The sequence below is a fragment of the Paraburkholderia sp. SIMBA_054 genome, assembly GCF_046534875.1.
GTDB lineage: Bacteria > Pseudomonadota > Gammaproteobacteria > Burkholderiales > Burkholderiaceae > Paraburkholderia > Paraburkholderia hospita.
The window spans coordinates 1-242 of record NZ_JAWRXV010001537.1 but is presented as its reverse complement, the minus strand read 5'-3'; the positions used below and the strand labels follow the sequence as shown (position 1 = coordinate 242).

Sequence of the window (242 nt, the reverse complement as noted above, 5' to 3'; positions counted from 1 at the left end):
GAACTTGCCGAACACACGCGGACGCTGCGCGTCAGGCCAGTTGTAAAGCTCTTCCTTGATTGCGTATTCGAGAATCTGGCGCTTTTCCTCGACCACGAGAATTTCGTCGAGGCCGCGAGCGAAGGCTTGCGCGCCTTGGGCTTCGAGCGGCCAGACGCAACCCACCTTGTATAGCCGTATGCCGATGCGCGAGCACGTTTCGTCGTCGAGACCCAGGTCGGTCAGCGCTTGGCGCACGTCCA

The 242-nt window shown here is 60.7% G+C and carries 1 protein-coding gene; it reads right to left on the bottom strand.

All coding sequences use genetic code 11. The features are described 5' to 3' along the window. On the bottom strand, nt 1-242 hold a 242-nt coding region (locus SB822_RS60185; protein ID WP_410859525.1), incomplete at both ends, for a hypothetical protein.